General features: G+C 42.8%; 21 protein-coding genes. 13 read left to right on the top strand and 8 right to left on the bottom strand.

The window, feature by feature from the left end; genetic code table 11:
- Nucleotides 1-4: 4 nt before the first annotated feature.
- Nucleotides 5-1138 carry a fatty acid desaturase gene (locus MTF66_RS21680; RefSeq protein ID WP_248528655.1) on the bottom strand — a complete coding sequence of 378 codons (1134 nt, stop codon included), beginning with the start codon at nucleotides 1136-1138 and terminating at the stop codon, nucleotides 5-7.
- Nucleotides 1139-1254: 116 nt separating this feature from the next.
- Between MTF66_RS21680 and fabR the strand changes: the two genes are divergently transcribed.
- The 7 genes from fabR to MTF66_RS21645 all read left to right on the top strand — a co-directional run bounded on the left by fabR (nucleotide 1255) and on the right by MTF66_RS21645 (nucleotide 8701).
- A complete protein-coding gene (gene fabR, locus MTF66_RS21675) occupies nucleotides 1255-1884 on the top strand; it encodes an HTH-type transcriptional repressor FabR (protein WP_054562898.1) in 630 nt (209 codons plus the stop codon).
- 358 nt (nucleotides 1885-2242) lie between these two features.
- Nucleotides 2243-3790, top strand: coding sequence for a 2-isopropylmalate synthase (leuA, locus tag MTF66_RS21670; RefSeq protein ID WP_054562897.1), 1548 nt, complete (start codon nucleotides 2243-2245; stop codon nucleotides 3788-3790).
- The gene (leuB, locus tag MTF66_RS21665) at nucleotides 3787-4863 is read left to right on the top strand and encodes a 3-isopropylmalate dehydrogenase (protein ID WP_054554475.1); all 1077 of its coding nucleotides are present in this window, start codon (nucleotides 3787-3789) and stop codon (nucleotides 4861-4863) included. Before leuA ends, leuB begins: the two co-directional genes overlap by 4 nt.
- Before the next feature lie 58 nt (nucleotides 4864-4921).
- A complete protein-coding gene (leuC, locus tag MTF66_RS21660; protein WP_248528652.1) occupies nucleotides 4922-6322 on the top strand; it encodes a 3-isopropylmalate dehydratase large subunit in 1401 nt (466 codons plus the stop codon).
- Nucleotides 6322-6921 (top strand): 3-isopropylmalate dehydratase small subunit, encoded by a 600-nt coding sequence (gene leuD / locus MTF66_RS21655; protein WP_054562894.1) that lies wholly within the window; start codon nucleotides 6322-6324, stop codon nucleotides 6919-6921. Before leuC ends, leuD begins: the two co-directional genes overlap by 1 nt.
- A 169-nt stretch (nucleotides 6922-7090) precedes the next feature.
- Nucleotides 7091-8017, top strand: coding sequence for a hypothetical protein (locus MTF66_RS21650; protein ID WP_308200155.1), 927 nt, complete (start codon nucleotides 7091-7093; stop codon nucleotides 8015-8017).
- Between the two features lie 90 nt (nucleotides 8018-8107).
- Nucleotides 8108-8701 carry a hypothetical protein gene (locus MTF66_RS21645; protein WP_248528647.1) on the top strand — a complete coding sequence of 198 codons (594 nt, stop codon included), beginning with the start codon at nucleotides 8108-8110 and terminating at the stop codon, nucleotides 8699-8701.
- Nucleotides 8702-8703: 2 nt separating this feature from the next.
- On the opposite strand, the gene MTF66_RS21640 is transcribed toward MTF66_RS21645, so the two are convergent.
- Nucleotides 8704-9069, bottom strand: a complete 366-nt coding sequence (locus MTF66_RS21640; protein WP_055198597.1) for a hypothetical protein — start codon at nucleotides 9067-9069, stop codon at nucleotides 8704-8706.
- 127 nt (nucleotides 9070-9196) lie between these two features.
- Between MTF66_RS21640 and MTF66_RS21635 the strand changes: the two genes are divergently transcribed.
- A complete protein-coding gene (locus MTF66_RS21635; RefSeq protein ID WP_058586124.1) occupies nucleotides 9197-9643 on the top strand; it encodes a TerB family tellurite resistance protein in 447 nt (148 codons plus the stop codon).
- 268 nt (nucleotides 9644-9911) lie between these two features.
- Here the strand turns inward: MTF66_RS21635 and MTF66_RS21630 are convergent, their stop codons facing one another.
- On the bottom strand, nucleotides 9912-10481 hold the full coding sequence (locus MTF66_RS21630) for an NADPH-dependent FMN reductase (RefSeq protein WP_054562889.1): 570 nt from the start codon (nucleotides 10479-10481) through the stop codon (nucleotides 9912-9914).
- 130 nt (nucleotides 10482-10611) lie between these two features.
- Between MTF66_RS21630 and MTF66_RS21625 the strand changes: the two genes are divergently transcribed.
- Nucleotides 10612-11505 (top strand): LysR family transcriptional regulator, encoded by an 894-nt coding sequence (locus MTF66_RS21625; RefSeq protein ID WP_054562888.1) that lies wholly within the window; start codon nucleotides 10612-10614, stop codon nucleotides 11503-11505.
- Here MTF66_RS21625 and norR read toward each other — a convergent pair.
- Nucleotides 11502-13064 carry a nitric oxide reductase transcriptional regulator NorR gene (gene norR, locus MTF66_RS21620; protein WP_248528644.1) on the bottom strand — a complete coding sequence of 521 codons (1563 nt, stop codon included), beginning with the start codon at nucleotides 13062-13064 and terminating at the stop codon, nucleotides 11502-11504. The genes MTF66_RS21625 and norR overlap by 4 nt on opposite strands.
- Nucleotides 13065-13220: 156 nt before the next feature.
- Here norR and MTF66_RS21615 point away from each other — a divergent pair, with 156 nt between their 5' ends.
- Nucleotides 13221-14453, top strand: coding sequence for an NnrS family protein (locus tag MTF66_RS21615; RefSeq protein WP_248528641.1), 1233 nt, complete (start codon nucleotides 13221-13223; stop codon nucleotides 14451-14453).
- Between the two features lie 20 nt (nucleotides 14454-14473).
- A complete protein-coding gene (gene hmpA, locus MTF66_RS21610) occupies nucleotides 14474-15637 on the top strand; it encodes an NO-inducible flavohemoprotein (RefSeq protein ID WP_248528638.1) in 1164 nt (387 codons plus the stop codon).
- Between the two features lie 33 nt (nucleotides 15638-15670).
- Here the strand turns inward: hmpA and MTF66_RS21605 are convergent, their stop codons facing one another.
- The 3 genes from MTF66_RS21605 to MTF66_RS21595 form a co-directional block, all read right to left on the bottom strand.
- A complete protein-coding gene (locus MTF66_RS21605; protein WP_217875273.1) occupies nucleotides 15671-16045 on the bottom strand; it encodes a hypothetical protein in 375 nt (124 codons plus the stop codon).
- Nucleotides 16038-17666: a S41 family peptidase gene (locus MTF66_RS21600; RefSeq protein WP_248528635.1), complete on the bottom strand. Its 1629-nt coding sequence runs from the start codon at nucleotides 17664-17666 to the stop codon at nucleotides 16038-16040. The genes MTF66_RS21605 and MTF66_RS21600 overlap by 8 nt, the downstream gene beginning before the upstream one ends.
- A 99-nt stretch (nucleotides 17667-17765) precedes the next feature.
- On the bottom strand, nucleotides 17766-18419 hold the full coding sequence (locus tag MTF66_RS21595) for an endonuclease (RefSeq protein WP_058586194.1): 654 nt from the start codon (nucleotides 18417-18419) through the stop codon (nucleotides 17766-17768).
- A 116-nt stretch (nucleotides 18420-18535) separates the two neighbouring features.
- Between MTF66_RS21595 and MTF66_RS21590 the strand changes: the two genes are divergently transcribed.
- Nucleotides 18536-18889, top strand: a complete 354-nt coding sequence (locus MTF66_RS21590) for a VOC family protein (protein ID WP_058586131.1) — start codon at nucleotides 18536-18538, stop codon at nucleotides 18887-18889.
- On the opposite strand, the gene MTF66_RS21585 is transcribed toward MTF66_RS21590, so the two are convergent.
- The gene (locus MTF66_RS21585; protein WP_248528632.1) at nucleotides 18864-19589 is read right to left on the bottom strand and encodes a hypothetical protein; all 726 of its coding nucleotides are present in this window, start codon (nucleotides 19587-19589) and stop codon (nucleotides 18864-18866) included. The genes MTF66_RS21590 and MTF66_RS21585 overlap by 26 nt on opposite strands.
- 158 nt (nucleotides 19590-19747) lie before the next feature.
- Between MTF66_RS21585 and MTF66_RS21580 the strand changes: the two genes are divergently transcribed.
- Nucleotides 19748-20128: a hypothetical protein gene (locus tag MTF66_RS21580; protein WP_054554459.1), complete on the top strand. Its 381-nt coding sequence runs from the start codon at nucleotides 19748-19750 to the stop codon at nucleotides 20126-20128.
- The last annotated feature ends 4 nt before the right edge of the window (nucleotides 20129-20132 follow it).

Raw genomic sequence — 20132 nt, 5'->3', positions numbered from 1 at the left:
TATGTTAACTAAAAGAGGCTTTTAACAACCTCGCATTTAGTGCAAGCCAAGCCTGCTTTTGGTTTTCCCAAGCGGCTTCAAGCTCGTGATATTGTGTCATTAATGCTGATTTTTCACACTGTTTCATCATTTTATTACGTTTGATTTCTAACACGCGTTTTTGCAAGGCACAGAAGTGTTGCAGTTTTTTCAGCAGTAAATCGTACTCAGATTGTAATAATGTAAGCTTATCTTGCGCTAAAGGCAATTTTGCAAGGCGACCTTGAGTCTTATTCATCAAGGTTTCTGCTTTGGCTTTTTCGATTCGCTCAATCGGTGTGCGCTTTAATTTTGAAGCAAGGCCGATTGCCGCTAGAGAGCGGATCATCCACTTAGTTGGATCATAGTGATACCACTTAATGCCATTGCGATAGTCGCTAGCAAAAATATGGTGGAAGTTATGATAGCCTTCACCGTATGTGAATAGCGCTAAAAAACCATTATCGCGGGCGGTGTTTTTTTCTGTGTATGGACGTGAGCCCCAGATATGTGCCAGCGAGTTGATAAAAAAGGTAAAGTGTTGGCTCAATACTAAGCGCAGTAAACCAACCAGTAATAACATGCCCCATACATCGCCAAGCATTAAACCTAATAATAAAGGAATACCAAAATTAGTCGCGACGACTAACTTCATATAGTGACGGTGTTGCCACATAACAACTTTGTTTTTTTGTAAGTCTCGGCAGTTACTGTAGTTACCGTATTGCTCGCCTTGATAATCGCGCAGCATCCAACCGATGTGGCTATACCAAAAGCCATTGGTAGCGGCGTAAGGGTCTTTGATTGGATCATCAACTTGACCATGGTGAATACGGTGATCACTACTCCAGTGCAAGGCACTATTTTGTAATGCAAAAGCACCACCTAAGGCAAAAATCACTTCAATAACAGGATGCACATCATAGGCTTTGTGTGCCCATAAACGGTGATACCCTGCAGTAATAGAAAGTCCGGCGTAGAACATACAGCCAATAAAGGCTATCCACTGTGTACTGGTGTATCCGTAGCTAAAGCCATACCAAGGAACAAGGGTGATCGCGGCCAAAAATGTAAGGCTAAAAAATAGCACATTGGTCCAAATAATCGGTGGTTTTTTCATCTGAATAAATCTCGGCGTACAGTTGTACGCTAAAATAGTGTTTCATTCTCTCCGCGTCAAGTATTAGACTAGCTCATTAACCGAAAAATCATTAAAAATTCACGCTGGGAGTTTCCATGTCGGGTGTTAGAGCGCAACAGAAACAAAAAACACGACAAGCACTAATCGAGGCTGCATTCAATCAATTGAGTGCCGATCATAGTTTTTCTAATTTAAGCTTGCGTGAAGTTGCCCGTGAAGCTGGGATTGCACCCACCTCTTTTTACCGCCACTTTAAAGACATGAATGAGCTCGGTTTGACCATGGTTGATGAAGCTGGTTTAACACTTCGCCAGCTTATGCGCCAAGCGCGTCGCCGTATTGAGAGTGGTGGTAGTGTGATCACGACATCAATCGTTACCTTTATGGAGTTTATCGATAACTCGAGCAACCAATTTAGATTGTTATTGCGTGAGCGCTCAGGAACTTCAAAAGCATTTCGTGCCGCGGTTGCTCGTGAAATTAAACATTTCATTTTAGAGCTTGCGCATTACCTTGAAAGCGAAACACCATGCGACCCAACTCATGCATACATTCAAGCCGAAGCCATGGTGACTTTAGTATTTAATGCCGGTGCCGAAGCCCTCGATATTGAAGGGACACAACGCGAAGAGCTGGTTGAGCGTTTAATCTGGCAATTACGTTATATTGCTCGCGGTGCCACTTTATACGTGCGTGATAGTAACCAATCGCAAAAGTTAATCTAAGCAATAGAGGCTTTACCTTCCGAAACTTTAAAACGTTCAACACACTCAATGAGGGTTAATTAACCTTAAAAATGCATTTTTGTGGATTTTTAATTTCAGTAAGGTGATTTGAAAATCGCTTTTGTGGAAAAATTATGCTTGCAAGCTCGTTTTTTGAATGTTAAAAATACAGCCACTGAACACACATTTAGTAAATTAAGATGCAAATTACACACTCAATTACATTAAAACTAAACCTCTTACTGCTTAAATCAGTGAGCGGGGCTTAGTGTATTTGCATTTGTAGAACATTAAAAAACCCCGCAACCGCGGGGTTTTTTTTATCTCGCTAATGGGTCATTGGGAACGAGGACAGTTTATGAAAGATAAGGTTTGGATTTTTGACACAACGTTACGTGATGGTGAGCAAGCATTAAAAGCAAGCCTAACCGAAGACGACAAAATTCAACTTGCGCATACCATTAGCCGCTTAAATGTGGATGTAATGGAAGTGGGTTTTCCGGTATCTAGTCCGGCAGATTTTCGCTCTGTACAGCGCATTGCGACTGAAGTGAAAGGGCCGATTATTTGTGGCTTAGCACGTGCTGTTGCAAAAGATATTGAAGCATGTGGTGAAGCACTTCGCCCGGCAGAGCAGGGCCGTATTCATACATTTATTGCAACCAGTCCATTACACCTTGAACACAAATTACGTATGAGCTTAGACGATGCAACAGCGATGGCTGTTAAGTCGATTAAACTTGCGCGTAACTACACCGATGACGTTGAGTTTTCGTGTGAAGATGCAGGTCGTACACCGCATTGGGATTTATGCCGTATCGTTGAAAGTGCTATTGATGCGGGTGCATCAACTATCAACTTACCTGACACCGTAGGCTATGTAACGCCAGACGAATACGCCGCGATGATCCACCACTTAATGAACAATGTGCCAAATATCGACAAGGCGCGTTTAAGCGTGCATTGCCACAACGATTTAGGTTTAGCGGTTGCTAACTCAATCGCAGCGGTACAAGCCGGTGCTCGCCAAATCGAATGTACGATTAATGGCATTGGTGAGCGTGCAGGTAACTGCTCGCTTGAAGAAGTGGCGATGATCATGAAGATGCGTGAAGACCACTTAAAAGTGCATACCGATATTCGCAGTGAAGAGATTTACCGTGCTTCGCGCCAAATCGCGAAGATTTGTAATATGCCAGTGCAACCAAACAAAGCAATTGTTGGTGAAAATGCCTTTGCACACAGCTCAGGAATCCACCAAGACGGCGTATTAAAAGCACAAAACACCTACGAAATTATGTCGCCAGAAAGTGTTGGTGTACCAAATAACCAATTAAACATGACTTCGCGTTCAGGTCGTCATGTTATTGAGCATCGTTTAGAAGAGTTAGGCTATCAAAAATCTGATTACGATATGGATAGCTTATATAGCAGCTTCTTAGCATTAGCAGACCAAAAAGGCACTGTGTATGACTACGACTTAGAAGCGATGATTTACTTTAATCAAATCAAAGATAAAGACGAAAAGTACCAACTTGAGTTTGTTAACTCTACGTCTAACTCACAATCGGTGGCGAGCTCAACAATCGGCATGACAATTGATGGCGAGTCCAAGCAAGAGGCAGCAACAGGTAATGGTCCTGTCGAAGCATCTTTCTTAGCAATTGAGCGCTTAACGGGTATGTCGGTCGAAATGATTGAATATAACCTAGAAGCAACAGGCCAAGGTGCCAGCTCGCTAGGGCAAGTGAATATTATCGCTAAATACGATGGTCGCCCTTATCACGGCGCGGGCATTGCAGCGGATGTGGTAGAAGCGTCGGTACGCGCCATGATCCGCGTTTATAACTTAATTTATCGTGCACAAAAAGTGTCTGATTTAAAACAACAGAGGAAAGCAGGATGAGTCAATCGAATTACAGTATCGCAGTATTAGCAGGCGACGGGATTGGTCCAGAAGTTATGGCAGCAGCAGAAACCGTCTTGGATGCTGTAAGCGAAAAATTTGGTTTTACTTTGACTCGTCATCACCATGCGATTGGTGGCGCTGCTATTGATGAGTTTGGTCAGGCCCTGCCGCAAAGCACACTGAGTGCTTGTGAAAATGCCGATGCGATTTTATTTGGCTCAGTAGGTGGCCCTAAGTGGGAAAACTTACCACCGAATGAGCAACCAGAGCGAGCTTCACTGTTGCCACTACGTAAGCATTTTGGTTTGTTCTGTAATTTACGCCCAGCACAATTATTACCAGCACTAAGCGCTGCGTCACCGCTTCGTGCAGATATCAGCGCACAAGGCTTTGATATCTTATGTGTTCGCGAGCTAACAGGCGGTATTTATTTCGGTGAAAAAGGCCGCAGTGGCGAAGGGGAACAAGAAGCCGCTTTCGATACCCAAACATATTCTCGTAAAGAAATTGAGCGCATCGCACGCTTTGCATTTGAAGCTGCTAAGCTGCGTAGTAATCATGTTACCTCGGTTGATAAAGCGAATGTGTTAGCGACCAGCGTACTTTGGCGTGAAGTGGTCTCTGAAGTAAGCAAAGATTACCCAGAAGTAAGCCTTGACTACATTTATGTTGATAACGCGGCAATGCAGTTAGTTAAACAGCCTAGTCAGTTTGATGTATTACTTTGCGATAACTTATTTGGCGACATTTTGTCTGATGAGTGCGCGATGATCACAGGCTCTATGGGCTTATTACCATCAGCGAGTTTAAATCAGTCTGGCTTTGGTTTGTATGAGCCAGCTGGTGGCTCAGCACCAGATATCGCAGGTAAAGGGGTTGCAAACCCAATCGCACAAATTTTAAGTGCTGCGCTTATGCTGCGCTATTCACTAGGTCAAGATGAAGCGGCTCGTACGATTGAAAAAGCGGTAGCAGAAGCGGTTGAGGCCGGTGTTGGTACGCCAGATATCTACCCAAATGCAGGGTACACCACGAGTGATGTTGCTGCGGCAATTGTGGCACGTATTTAATTAAAAATTGTTTGCGCTGAGCTCGTCACTCAGCGTAACTAAAATGAGGGAATAGCAAGTGGCCCAAACCTTATACGATAAAATTTGGCAAGCTCATGTAGTCGCCAGCATAAATGATCAAACCGATTTACTTTATATCGACCGTCACCTAGTTCATGAAGTTACATCGCCGCAAGCCTTTGCGGGTTTACGTGAGAAAAACCGCAAAGTACGTTGCCCAGAAAAAACCTTTGCGACTATGGATCATAACGTTTCAACAAAAAGTCGCTCATTAGATGCAGCGAGTGAAGTGTCGAAAAATCAATTAATGGCATTGGATGCAAACTGTAAAGAGTTTGGTATTCAACTTTATGATTTAAATTCGATTAATCAAGGTATTGTGCATGTAATGGGGCCTGAGCAGGGCATTACCTTACCGGGCACAACCATAGTGTGTGGTGACAGCCATACCTCTACTCACGGTGCATTTGGTGCACTAGCGCATGGTATTGGTACTTCAGAAGTTGAGCATGTTCTAGCCACTCAAACGCTACAGCAGAAAAAAGCCAAGTCGTTAAAAATTCAAATTAATGGTCGCCTGCGCCCAACTGTTACTGCCAAAGATTTAATCATGGCGGTGATCGGTAAATTAGGCACGGCGGGTGGTACTGGCTATGTTGCTGAATTTTGTGGCGAAGGGATCGAAGCGCTGTCTATGGAAGCGCGTATGACGCTTTGTAATATGAGTATTGAAATGGGCGCAAAAGCGGGTTTAATCGCGCCAGATAAAACAACTTATGATTATTTAAAAGGTCGTCCATTTGCACCACAAGGTGCAGACTTTGATAGTGCTGTAGCCTATTGGCAAACACTAAAAACTGATGAAGGCGCAGAGTTTGATCATGTGGTTGAATTGGAGGCTGCTGATATTCAACCGCAAGTTACTTGGGGCACCAGCCCTGAGCAAGTGATTGGCGTAGATGAATTCATTCCTGATCCTGAGCAAGAACCAGATCTAATCAAAGCTGATGCAATCCGTAGCGCACTAAAATATATGGGCTTAACAGCAGGCGATAAATTGTCTTCAGCAACTGTTGATACCGTATTTATTGGCTCATGTACAAACAGCCGAATTGAAGATTTACGTGCTGCCGCACAAATTGTTGAAGGTAAGCAGGTTGCAGCGGGTGTTGAAGCGCTGATTGTTCCGGGTTCTGGCCTTGTTAAAAAACAAGCCGAAGACGAAGGCCTTGCAGATATCTTCAAAGCAGCTGGCTTTGAATGGCGTGAGCCAGGTTGTTCAATGTGCTTAGCAATGAATGATGATAGATTAGAAGCCGGTAAACGCTGTGCGTCGACCTCAAATCGTAACTTTGAAGGTCGCCAAGGTCGCGGTGGTCGCACTCACTTAGTGAGCCCTGCAATGGCAGCGGCAGCGGCAATTCATGGTCGTTTTGTTGATATCAGAGGAGAAGCCTAATGAGCGTATTTTTTAGTGGCTTAATGGCCCCGTTAGATAAAAACAATGTTGATACTGACCAAATTATTCCAAAGCAGTTTTTAACGTCGACCAGCCGTGATGGCTTTGATGCGGCGCTTTTTTACGATTGGCGTTATTTAGATAACGGCGAGCCAAACCCTGAGTTTATTTTGAACCGCCCTTGTTACCAAGGTGCGCAAATTCTTTTAACTCGCGACAATTTTGGTTGTGGTTCATCGCGTGAGCACGCGCCATGGGCATTAAAGCAATATGGTTTTGAAGTTATCTTAGCAGAAAGCTTTGCTGATATTTTCTTTAATAACTGCGGCAATAACCAAATGCTTGCTATCGCATTACCTGCAGAAACACTTGAGCAATTATTTGTTCTGAGTGAACAGCATGATGATATTCATATCGAAGTTGATTTAGAAAACCAACAACTTCGTAGCGATAAGTTTGACACTATTCACTTTGATATTCGTCATGACATTAAAGAGCGTTTATTAAGCGGCTTGGACTTTATCGGTGTGACTGAAACACTTAACAGCCAAATTGATGCCTTTGAGCAGCAACTTGCAGCAGAACGCCCTTGGCAATAACCTTTTTTTTCCATGTGAACCTAAACGCGGCCAAGGCCGCGTTTTTATTTGTTTCTAAAAAAGAAAGTTGCTAATTTGGTTGGAAAAATAATGAAAACAACAAATAACTATGTGGCCTCTTTCTCCTAAATCTATCGGCATCTTGATGGGTGTGCTTTATGGCATCAGCATGCGCATCTTTCTTGAAGTTAGCGGAACGTTTAATTTCGGTAGCCTCGTTACTATTTCGTTTATGTTTTTAGTGCCTGTGGCTATTGGGTTTATACGGGTACATTTTGAATATAACCACCTGTCGCCGATGACATATGGAAGAATGGCGGTAGTCGCTTGGCAGCCTATTTTTGTGTTCTTATTTGTCAGCGTAGTAACTCTTTTAGAAGGAAGTATCTGCGTTGCAATGGCTCTCCCTGCATTTATGTTTTTTGCTAGTATTGGTGGTATGTTAGCAGGGCTATGCCATCGCCTTTGGGAAAAGAAAAGCAACAAAGCGGTGATGTCGGTAGCTTTGCTGCCGTTGATCCTTTCTCCTTTAGAGCTCAACTTTTTACACTTATCGAAAACTTACGAAGTTAAAAATACAATTGTTATCAATGCGCCTGTTGATGTTGTGTGGCAACAATTAGCTAATGTTAGCCAAATTCATGAGGGCGAATATCCAAGTTCATTTTCGCAATTAATAGGTATTCCTAGGCCAATTCGAGCTGATATGAGTGGTGATGGGGTAGGTGCAATTAGAACCAGCCAGTGGCAGAAAAATGTTGTATTTAAAGAAGTGATAACCGAGTGGCAGCAGAATGAGAAAATGCTATATAACTTTGAAATTGACCCAGAATTAATTCCTGATCATGCACTTGATCAGCATGTGAAATTAGGTGGTGAATATTTTTCGCCGCTGCATGGTGGTTATGAGTTAGTTGCAAGTGGTAATAATCAAACGCTGTTAAGCCTTAAAACGACGGTACTTGATAACACTAACTTTGGCATTTATTCGCGAGTATGGGGGGAAGTGATCTTTCAGGATTTTCACCGAGCACTTCTCAAGCTAATGAAAGTACGCGCTGAAAATGACAATAAATTAGTTGTAAAAACAGGATGACCACTCGCTGTCTAGCAGCTTATCGTAATTGTTTTCTTTATGGTCTTTAAACCATTAGCCTAGACTGAAATTTTATTTAGGGAACACACCATGAAATACTTAGTGGCATCGATGCTCGTGGCAGCATCATCAGTAGCGGCTGCACGACCTGCACCATTAGTGTCAATTCCAAGCCATGATGGCTTTTTTGATAATATTGCTGCCCATTGCGGTAAAGCTTACGAAGGTAAAGTGAGCGTTGATAACGCTGCTGGCCCAAGCTCATTTGCGGGCAAAAAGTTAGTAATGCATGTACGTCGTTGTAACGAGCGTGAGTTACAAGTGCCATTTCATGTAGGTGATGATGCATCTCGTACTTGGATCATCACAAAAACGGGCAGTGGACTTAGTTTAAAGCATGACCATCGTCATAAAGATGGCAGCGATGATAAATCAACCATGTATGGTGGCCATACGCTTGATGCAGGTTTTGCTAACGCGCAGTCGTTCCCGGCTGATCAGTACTCAAAAGAGTTGTTTGTGAGCCAAGGTATTCCCCAATCAATGGGTAACACGTGGCAAATGTATATTTATCCTGAGCAATTTACGTATCGCTTAGTGCGTGAAGGGCGTGAATTTCGTGTTGATTTTGACTTAACTAAACCTATCACGCCGCCAAGCGCGCCGTGGGGATATGAAGACTAGTACTATTTAGCTTCGTCTTCACACTGTAAAACAACCGTTAAAGGTGGCTGATAGGCGCGTGGTTTAGTTGGAAAACGTTCATACTCCTGCACCCCATCAGTCACTCTTAGCATAAAAGGTTTGTCTCTACATAAGCGACTTGCATGGCGCAGTAAGAATACGCTTTGATTGCGAAAATGCTTGTAGTCGTCAGACTGAATTTCGAGGTGGTAGCGGCCGTCGGCCAATTTAGTTTGGTAGTAATGGACTTTTTCGTCGAAGTCATAGAGCTTTTCGGTTTCGCCTTTTGCTGCCTGCGCATTACTGCACCCCGCTAACATTAAAACGGCGCTGATTAATAGTGCTTGTGTACTTCTCACTTCACTCATAAACACTTAACTCCATGTGATTAATACCTTGTTTCATCGAGATGTTGAACCTGAGTTAGCATCCATAGTCAAACTAAGGTAACGTTACGTCTTACATGTAGTCTAACACCCAAAAAGGGAAAATGTGATGCTCAATAAAATAAAACAGCTGTTTTCAGCGCTGAATGATACCCAATCTAGCATTGCTGAGCATGACCTAAAAACCGCCGTTGCTGCGTTATTAATTGAGGTTATGCGTGCAGATAATGAGTTACAAGATGATGAGCAACAGACCCTGAATGAGACCTTAAAGAAGTATTTCTCGCTCAACGAAGAAGAGGTTCAAGAGTTAGTTGCAAGTGCATCGCAAAGCTTAGATGATGCAATAGATTACTTTCAGTTCTCAAAACAAGTTAATGCCCAGTGCAGTGCCGAGCAGCGTATTGAAATCATCGAGCTGTTGTGGCGTTTAGCCTATGCAGATGGCAATTTAGATAAGCATGAAGAAATGGTTATTCGCCGCGTCGCAAGCTTGCTGTATGTAACTCATGAAGACTTTATCGCTGCTAAGCTAGCAGCGACAAAACTAAGCTAGGGCGTGTTGACCTTTGTGGATTAAAATTTGTTCACTCTAGGGGCGATTTAATCGCGGCGCGAGATTTGTAACCTAGTGGGCTAAGTAAAAATCGAGCAACAAAGAGTTAATCGTCCCTAGGAAGAACCCGAAGGGCAGCGCGTGTTTGGCATTGAGACTGCGTTATCGCCTATTTATGTGGAACAACCACACTACATAGGCTCTGCCTTGCCTAAATACCAAACACACTGCTGCAAAATTAATCATAAAAGGTCAACACGCCCTTATATTACTTATTTAATTTGCTCGCTACGCTCACAAGTTGCTGGGCAAGGCTGGCAACTTGCTCGGCTGTATCAGCATCGCTGATGCGGCCTTGCTCATCTAATTTAGTGTGGATAGCTGGTACTGCAAGTTGATCTGCAAGTACTAAACTACCAATACCTGATAAAATATCACGCACGTGATTTAAACCACGTAAGCCACCTAAACCACCCGGTGAAGATGCATAAAGTGCAGTCACTTTATTACGAAATGCAGGCACTGCGCCTTGCTCTGTACGAGAAGCCCAGTCGATTGCGTTTTTAAGTGGCGCTGTAATTGAGCCATTATATTCTGGGCTTGCTAATAAAATGCCATCAGCAGCGCGAAGCTTATCTTTTAATAATTGTGCGCCAGCAGGTGTACCTTGCGCTTCAATATCTTCATCAAATAAAGGTAAGTCTAAATCACTTAATTTAATCACTTCTACTTCAGCACCACTTTCGAGGGCGAAGCGTGCAGCTTCATTAATCAGTTTTTGATTAAAGCTGTCTTTACGTAGGCTGCCTGCTAGGGCAATAATTTTTGGTGCTGTCATGATGGCTTCCTTTTTTAAGCTTCACTGTTGTTCTGTTCACTGTTGATATACTCACTGTAGCAAAAAACAGCTTGCAGAAAAGCCAAATAAACGCAAAACTTATGTGCGTATATGCACACAAGGAGCCGTTATGGCGATTCAATTTGATGATTGGCAAGATGTAAAAGTTGCTTATGAGGTGGCAAGGCTCGGCACGTTAACCGCTGCTGCCGAATCGTTAGGTGTTCACCACAGCACAGTGCTTAGAAGAATCAATAATTTAGAAGATAACCTTGATGCGCGGTTATTCCACCGCCATGCCCGAGGCTATACAGTGACAGAAATAGGCGCTAAGTTGTTTGCGACTGCAAAATCGATTAACGCTGAACTTGAAAAACTTCACAACGATATTATTGCCGCTGATAGCCAACTGCGAGGCAGTTTATTATTAACTACGGTTAGTGGTTTTATTGATGTGCTTAGTGATGTCTGCGAACAGTTTCAAAGTCTGCACCCTCAAGTGCAGCTCGAAGTTATTCTTGATCAAAACCGTTTACGCCTTGATCATGGTCAGGCGCACATTGCTGTGCGAGCGGGTCCTCGGCCTGATGAAGGCGACTATATTGCCCAGCATTTAGCTGAACTTTCGTCAGGGTTTTATGCCTCTAAAAGTTATATTGAAAAGTATGGCATGCCAAAGAATATTGAGCAGTTGCAACAGCATAGTTTTGTTTCTGGGGTGGCTGGCTATAACGGTAAAGTGCCTTATTTTGCATGGGTTGATCAACACATTGAACCTTCGCAAATTAAGTTACGGGTGTCTGAAACATCAGAAGCTACAAGGGCGATTGTGAGAGGCTTAGGAATTGGTGGTTTACAGCATGAAGTGGCAAGCCAATACCCTGATCTGCTGCCAGTGCTTCCTAAAGAGCTAAACTGGCCAACGGATCTTTGGCTGGTAACGCATCACTTGGTGCATCGCACAGCCAAAGTCCAAGCATTTAGTCAGCTTTTAAAAGCCTATTTTAAAGATTTAAAAGCCTAAACAGACTTTTTAACGCTAATGCCTAGCCGTTTGGCTAGGCGCACAAGGTTGGCTCTATCAACACTTAAGCTGCGTGCTGTGGCTGCCCAGTTTAGGTTGTGTAGTTCAAGTTGTTGCATAATCAATTGATAACTAAAAGCGTCAGTTGCCTCTTTCAGCGATAAGCGAGTGGCTTTTTGTTCGTTAACTGCAACAGGGCTTGGTGCAGCAACGGTCGTTTTAGCAATATCACAATGCTCAGGCTCGATTGTGACAATGCTTTGTTGCCATTGCTGCTGCTTGGCTTTGAGTGCTGCGCGGCTGATCACATGTTCAAGCTCTCTCACATTGCCTGGCCAATCATATTGACGCAGTAGTAACTGTGTATCGCTACTAAGCTTAAGTTGTTTAATTGCCAATTTTTTAGATGTTTGCTCAATAAAAAAGCCTGCCAATAAAATAACATCGTTATCGCGCTCTTTTAACGGTGCAACATGCAATGGGTAAACGCTTAAGCGATGATAAAGGTCTGCACGAAAGCGCCCCGCAGCGACTTCTTGTTTTAAATCGCGATTGGTAGCTGCAATCACTCTGACATCAACATAACGGCTTTGATCTTCCCCCACCGTTTGTACTTCACCACTTTGTAATACGCGCAATAGCTTACTTTGCATAGCAAGTGGAAGCTCGCCGATTTCATCTAAAAACAGGGTACCACCATCGGCGAGTTGAAACTTACCTTGACGCGCAGTATGTGCGCCAGTAAATGCGCCTTTACTGTGACCAAAAAACTCACTTTCGGCTAAGCTCTCTGGTAACGATGCGCAGTTTAAGTGGATCAACGGCATGTCGCGGCGTTTTGAGTTTAAATGGATATTGCGGGCAACGAGTTCTTTACCGACGCCTGTATCGCCTTGTATCAATACGCTAAATTCTGAGGCAGCCACCAGCTGAATATCATTTTTAAGGGTCAGCATTGCTTGGCTATTACCAATAATTTCGACACCTTCTCGTGTTAGCGCTTCAAGATTAAGCTGCTGCGCAACTTGATGGCTGTGCTGTGCATGTTGCTTAAAATGCTGCAAGGTTAGGGCATGCTCAACATAACCTGCTGCTAGCTGTTTTAGTTGATTGAGCTCGTTCATTGCTAAAGCGTCAAAGGCATGTTCATCTAAACTATCAAAGGTCAAAACACCGAGTAGTTCGTTGTTGTTTTTGCTGCTCAGCAGCGGCACACCCATGCAGGCATGAACAGGAAAGTCGCCATGCTGGCTTTGTAATAAACCATCGTAAGGGTCGGGTAGGCCACAATCTTTGGCAAATTTTAGCGGTTCACTGCCACGGCATATTTCAAATAAGCGCGGATGCTCCGCTATTTTAAAGCGTCTTCCTAACGTATCGTCCGACAATCCACGAAGGGCTACGGGCTTTAACACATCACCTTGTTTCAATAATAAGGCAACGGCATCACATTCAAGCCAATCATTAATGCAACTCAACAGATAACTGAAATTATGATCAACACTGCTTGCTTTGGTAAGTGCAAGAGCAACATCAAGAAGGGATTTTTTGAATGCCATGTCAATTTGACCTGAATGTGTTTTATTGATGTTTTTAATGGTGTGTCATTTTGACTTATTTATCAAGTGTCCAAACTTAATATATTGATATTTAATGGTTTTTATTTTTGGCTTGAACTGTGCAATAGCTGGGGAAATTAAACGCTGAGAGCACGAATGAAAGTCATTAATTTAACTGAACCTATGCCAACTAAGATCAAATTTTATCAACTCAGCCAGTGGCCGTTATGGGCATTAGCATTTCGGCCTTTTTTCTTGGCGGCAGGTGCCTTAGCTGTATTTGCTATGAGTTACTGGTTTTTAATCTTGGCGGGCTATGCACAGTGGCACCTAACAATGCCCGCAACGCTTTGGCATGCTCACGAAATGCTGTTTGGTTTTGCAGGCGTGGTTGCCATGGGCTTTTTGCTCACCGCCGCACAAACTTGGACAGGCGTGCCGAGTGTAAGTGGTATTAAGCTTTGTTTGCTTAGCATGATTTGGCTTGCTGCAAGGCTTAGTTTTTTTATTGAGATTGCAGGGTTCGAGCAGCTAAACCTTTATATTGTTAGTGCATTACAACTCGTTTGGTGGCTAGCTGGAATTATTATTTTAGCTGACATGCTGATACAGGCGAAAAGCAGCCATAACTACTTATTTGTTGTCATCGCATCTTTGCTCTGTGCACTCAATGTGATTTTTTTGAGCTTAGTTGTACTTAATAAAATGTCGCTGGCACTGGGGGTTATTGATACCGCTGTGCTTATCATGACACTGCTAGTTGGCGTTGTCGCTGGGCGAGTTGTGCCATTTTTTACCGCGCGCGGTCTTAACCTAAGTGAACAAGTTAGAACCCCCAAGCTCGATAAACTAGTCGTATTTAGCTCATTTTTCGCCATTGCGTGGTTTTTTATGAGTCAGCTATTTTTTAGCGCAATGAGCACCGGTTGGGTTTTTGCTTGGCTTGCTTGTTTACATTCAGCTCGGTGTGTTTTGTGGTGGCATAAAGGGATTTTAAAAGTGCCTTTGCTATGGTCATTACACGTGGCTTATTGGGCTTTATCGGTTGGTTTAATACTCGTCGCGCTGAGCTATTTCAGCCCTATTATCTTATTCAAAGATGCGCTTCATCTGATCACTGTTGGCACCATAGGTGTGATGATCATCGCCATGATGGTACGTGTCTCTCACGGTCACACTGGGCGCGCATTACAAGCCCCTGCGTACATTAGCTTGGCATTTGTACTCATTGTGATAGCTGCCATTGTACGTTCGTTACTTCCCGTTTATTTAGGTCATCACCTTGCATGGCAGTTAAGTGCGTTGCTGTGGGTTGCTGGCTTTAGCTTATTTTTATTTCATTGTGTGCCCATCTTAGTGAATCGTCGTGTTGATGGTCGCCGCGGTTAACCTCTCCAATAGGAAAAACTATGTTATCTGAAAAAACGATCCAGATTGTTAAAAGTACTTTGCCGTTGCTTGCACAAGCAGGCCCTCAAGTGACTGAGTATTTTTATGATCGTATGTTTAGCTACAACCCGGAGCTTAAAAATATTTTTAATATGACACATCAGCAATCGGGCTCTCAGCAATTTGCGCTGTTTAATGCCTTAGCTGCCTACGCGGCAAATATTGATAACTTGGCAGTGTTAAAAGGTGCGCTTGCGCGCATCAATCATAAACACACCAGTTACCATATTTTGCCAGAGCATTATCCTATTGTTGGTGGACATTTGATTGCGACTTTAAAAGAGTTATTGCCAGAACAATTTACCCCTGAGGTCGAGTATGCATGGCGTGAAGCCTATTCGTTATTAGCGGATGTATGTATTAATGAGGAGATGTCGCTATATCAAAAAACCAAAAAGGCACCGGGAGGTTGGTTTGGTACCCGTACTTTCACTATTACAGAAAAACGTATGGAGTCATCGCAAATTTGTAGTTTCACATTAACGCCTGTCGATACAAAGCCTGTAGTGGCGTATTTACCGGGCCAATATTTAGGGATTAAAGTAACGCCTGCAAACAGTGATTTAACGCAAGTTAGGCAATACTCTTTATCGCAGCAAAGTAATGGTCGTAATTACCGAATTAGCGTGAAAAAAGAAGGCTTGGTATCTAACTACCTACATAGCTTAACTGAGGGGGATGAGGTAGAAATTTACCCACCTGCAGGCGACTTTGTGCTTCGCGAAATTGACTCGCCTGTTGTATTGATTTCAGCGGGAGTTGGTCAAACCCCGATGATGGCGATGCTCGAAACACTATTAAGTAATCAACCTAATCAGCCAATTCATTACCTGCATGCTTGCGACAGTGAGACGCAGTTTGCCTTTAAAGAGTACTTATCTAAGCAACAGCAAGCGCAAGCTTCATTACATTGTGTTACCTGGTTTAAAGATGGCAAGGGGGGCGATTTTGCGGGCTTAATGGATGTAAACCACATCGCTGACAGCTTACCAATTAGTAAAGGTGACTTTTACCTGTGTGGCCCAATCGCATTTATGGCAATGATAAAAGAGCAACTACTAGGTATTGGGGTTGCAAGTAAACGCATTCATTATGAGGTGTTTGGCCCTCACCAAAGCCTATGATGTAAAAGGCGCAGCTTCAGCTGCGCCTTTTTGTTAGTTTACTTCGCACTCTACATTAGGAAGTGGAATACGGAGCTCTTTTTTGGGGTAGTAAAGCAGGCATTGCTCGCCCGCCTTTTGCAACACAAACTTCTCTGAAGGAATTGAATGGGCCCCCATAATTGGCAGACCATCAGGCCCTTTGTTGGTGCCGTGGTCAATCAGCAACTCTGCACTTTTAGTAAACACATCATCGGCTAAGGTGACCAGAGCACCGCCCTTAGCAGACTGAATAGCCTGCTGTATATCAGTAATCACTCCCGGGTTTACCCGAACAAGCGTAGCATCTTGCGGTTGCTCCGCTTGAGTACTTTTACAGCCTGCGATGCTTGCCAGTAAGGTGCAGGTTAATAACAATGCTTTATTCATTATCACCTTCCTTAGCTGGTAGCGGACGGGTTAAATCCATATTATTTTTGTAAAGTGTAGTATTGGCTTTTAGCGCAATACCAGCTTCATCAGCAGCATAAGATGAGGTTGTCGCTTGCTTAGCTGTGACACTTTGCGTTACCACTGGGCAACTATCATTCTCAATATGATAAAGCGCTGCACTCAGAAGTGTTTCATCACTATCACCTAACTGGTGGTTAAAGTCGTCATCGAGTTCACAGCCTTTTACATCTGCATCGAATTGCGGTGAAGGAGTTGGTACTAAGCCGTCAGAGTATTCGCCAAAGCCTTTGTAATTCACACCCGTTAGCTGAATGGTGTAGTAAGTGGTTGCACAGTTATGTGTTGGGGTAAAACCATATGGTTTACCGCAGGTTTTACCACCTATTAAAACAACTTCAGTATCTATGCCTTTTAAGCCATTGATAAGTGCTTCTGATGCTGAACACGTATTATCAGTGCTGAGTACATAGACTTTCGATAAATTTAAGTCGGGGAGAGTGTTACCTGTTCCCTCGAAAGTAGAATAATCGACTTCAACATCAATAAACGGGTATGGGTCGCTCTCGGGCTGCTTGTCATTTTCAATGACTTGATAGTAAAAATAGTCACTCGTATTAGCTGGACCTGCAATCATATAGGCAAGTTGTGAAGAAAGCGCTAATAAACCACCGCCATTGTATCTAAGGTCGATCACAAGCTCGTCGATATTGTCGGTTTTGAACTTATTCACAGCACTTATCAGCTCAGGCTGAGCAATACTTATATGGCTGTTAAACTGCATGTAGCCAACTTTAGTGCCATCTCCTGTGGTAATAGTATCGACATTTTGTACAGGTGTTTGGGTTATATTACCTGCGATTAGAGTAAACGATTTTTCGGTGCCATCATTACTGCGTACAACAAAATTGTGCGAGTCGCCAGCTGTCGGCCCAAATAGCGCTTCATTTAGAATATCTACGCCTTGTTGAGTATTAGTGTCAATGCTAACGTCGTCGACCATTAAAATAGTATCACCGCGTTGTAAGCCTGCATTTGCAGCCGGTGAGTCATCCTCTAAATAGGCAACACGCAACTCTCGTGGTGGAACATTACTAATAAATGCCCAGTTAATTCCATAGCCAGAAACGACCCCAGATTGAGCCTCTTGAAAATACTCTTCTGTTGGCCTGCTGAAATGGAATTGATCTTTATAAGCACCAGAGTCTGTTGTTTCGAAGGTTTTTAATTGATCAAAATAAGCGGCGACAGAGCTGAAGTTATCTGGGTCATTGTCTTCTATTTCATCGTACCAAAGATAGGTTTCGTCACTCCATGAACGTAGCCACATCTTCTCAGTAAACTCAGAGCCTGCTGTATCTGGGTAAGGTTGATTATCGTTATATGGATCATTGCCAGTTCGCGGTACAGCGCATTGATCTTTAAATTCGCTTGATGGCTCAAAGACACCAGCCGTCCAAGTGGGTTCTGAAGTTGTTGGTGGTGGATTCGTGGTATCGGTATTGCTCGATGAGCCACCGCCACCGCCGCCGCAGCCAGATAAAGACATGCCTGAAGCCGCTAAGAAGACAGCTAAAGCGAGTTTGTTATTTTTAAACATGGTGCTTCCTTTCTTATATAAATTGTTTAAAAACTAACAATTACTTAATCTGAAAGCAATAAATTATAGTGTCTAAAATGTAAACGAATGTGCTGCTAGTTATAAAGATTTGCGATTGCTAATTTCAGCTATTTCAAGCTTTTGCCACGATTCAAATAATTTACGTTGTTTGTCAGATATTTTTAAGCCATAGGTTTTTTGCATATAAAAATAGGTATCGGCTATTTGCTTTCTTGCATAAATGGGTGGCTCAAATACGCGTTGCTTAAAGTCAACTTTTACAGGGCATGCTCCGTAACTTGCACTTGATGATGACACCATGCCGTAGCGAAAGTTTGAGCGGTCAGCATTGATCTCGCCTATAGCAGGTGCAAGGTTATTAATGTCGGCTTCCATTTGACGAAACTTTTCACTGACCTTTTTACAGTTTTTGCGACCGCCATTCTGCCAGCATTGTAATTGATGACCAAACTCCCAGGCAGGCACAATGTGCTCCCACTCTATTCTTTTTGCGCGAGCATTCTCTTTTCCTGAGCGGGTGACAGAGTTTCTAGGAATATAACCACACGCATCAGGGTCTGGCACAAGTTTTTTACCTTGGCGCTTGATATCGCAACCACAATATAAGCTTTTACTGTTGCTTGGTAGATTCTTAATTAAATGCTTTTTGGCACTGTAAAAGCTCGAAAATTCTTTAGCGGATATAGGAAAAGTGAAAATAAAACAAAGGGCTAAGTATAGAAATAAACGCATATCCATCACATCAGTGAACTACAGGAACAGCTATTCTAGGGCGACTATTCTAAAAAGGAAAAGTTTTTCAACTCAGCTATAGTTGTTAAGCCGTTTTTATTAAAGGAATTACAACCATGTTATTAGGTGCTTTTTCTGTAAGTCTAAATGTAAAAGATATTCATGCTTCAAAGCTGTTTTATGAAAAGCTAGGTTTCAAAGAGTTTGCTGGGGAGATAGAACAGCATTGGCTAATAATGAAAAACGGTGAACATTTAATTGGTTTGTTTCAAGGTATGTTTGATAAAACCATGCTGACCTTTAACCCAGGGTGGGATCAAAATGCTGAAGCTTTGGATGAATTTGCAACCTTTGAGCAATTAGCTGCACAATTTCAGCAACAAGGATTAGAAATACAAAAGGCCGGTGACGCGAGTTTTATTATCACCGACCCAGATGGCAATCCTATTTTGATTGACCAACACGTGTAGCTGGCTTTTTACGTTTAATTCGAACGTTTTGTAGTAACAAGAGAACTCCTGTAATACAAAATAGTACGCTGGTGGCTGAGAAGCTGATGAGTAGTGGATTGTTAAAGTTCTCACGCTCATCATAATCCATAATGTGTAGCATCCAGAAAAAGTCGAAAATGCGCCACAGGGTGCTGCGCACAGTTATAACTTTACCGGTTTGGCTATCTAAATATAAGGTTGTTGTTAACCAATCATCGGAGCTAACTTGCCAAACATTGGCTTTGTGACCGACTTCTCTAGGCCCTTTTGTTAATAACTGCGCTTGCGTTATTTTTGCGTCAATAAGCAGGTGAGCTTGCGCATTTTCAATGATTTGCGCTTTACTCGGTGCAGGCATTTTAGCACCAGTTTTGCCATCAAAAGTAAACGTACCGCTAGAGGATGTAACTTCTATAATCGGGGTATTTAAAAAATGGCTATATTTAATACCTTCGATTTGCTCAAATTGCGCTGTTATTTTATCAATTGAAGCAGGGTAGTCCGACAATAAAAATGGGCTACTTAAACTGCGATTAGCCAGATGCTTACCATGCACTTTTTCAAGTGGTAATGAGCTCATCACAAGCCCACCTAAAAGCCAAAAAAAGATCTGCAAAGCAAGTAAGTAGCCAAGCCATTTATGCCCTTTTCGAGCATATTTGAACATGCGTTTATTCATTATTACCCCGTTATTATTGTTATGTGGGCGCTATTTTAGGTTGTTTAGCTAGATTGCCAATGCGGCATAATGTCGCATTAACTGTATTCTAGATTTGGTATATATACAAAACTGAGTTAAAGTTTCAGTCGATATCAATAGAGGGTAAAAACGAGAGTATGTCGGAAATTCAATTTTTAAATGTAGATCTGGAGCTTGAATCAAAGCACGATATTAGTGCGCTTGTTGCTGATTTGAAGAAAAACGCCATGGTTTTACATTATGACCAAGATGAATACCGCCAACTAGCACGTATTGAAGCAACCGCAGATATCAGCTCTCCAGATAAAGCAATTAACCAGCTTTGCGAGCTTATTGAGTCTTGCTCGCGCAATGCATTGAAACAGTGGTTATCGTGCTCAAAGCGTACATTTGATATAGGCTTTGAATCAGGTAATTCTCCTAAATGCTTTAACCAACCCCTGCATGCCGATACCTTGTTACGTATCTCTGCAATTGGCGCAGGGATTGAAATTACTATTTATCCTGTCGAAAAATAGTCTG

It is taken from the genome of Pseudoalteromonas sp. 2CM39R (genome assembly GCF_023161845.1).
Note: the sequence above shows the minus strand (reverse complement) of the source record. Positions and strands in the feature narration are given on the sequence as shown.